Source organism: Marinimicrobium sp. UBA4209 (assembly GCF_002381585.1).
Taxonomy (GTDB): domain Bacteria; phylum Pseudomonadota; class Gammaproteobacteria; order Pseudomonadales; family Cellvibrionaceae; genus Marinimicrobium; species Marinimicrobium koreense.
The window spans coordinates 42805-43138 of record NZ_DFTP01000020.1 but is presented as its reverse complement, the minus strand read 5'-3'; the positions used below and the strand labels follow the sequence as shown (position 1 = coordinate 43138).

1 protein-coding gene is annotated in these 334 nt (G+C 56.0%); it reads left to right on the top strand.

The window, feature by feature from the left end; translation table 11 throughout:
• Nucleotides 1-334, top strand: a 334-nt coding sequence (locus B3187_RS03395) for an LptF/LptG family permease (protein ID WP_286804580.1), incomplete at both ends; no start/stop codon positions are given.

The following is a 334-nucleotide window of genomic DNA, read 5'->3' as shown; positions in this document are numbered from 1 at the left end:
GGATGCCTACGCGCTGCGGCGCTGGAAGACGGACCTGACCCCGGAAATATTGAACATCATCGCTCTGCCTCCGGAAGGCCTCTCGATCCGCAATCTGGTTTATTACGTGGATTATCTGGCAGAGCAGAAACTTGAAAACAGCGAATACCGTCTGGCCTTCTGGGAAAAAGCCCTGCAACCGCTGGCGACCATCAGCCTGGTGTTGGTGGCGATTTCGTTCATCTTTGGTCCGCTGCGGGAAGTGACCATGGGTCAGCGTATTTTTACCGGGGTGGTATTCGGCATTGCCTTCCAATTGACCCAGAGCCTGCTCGGGCCTTCCAGCCTGGTGTTC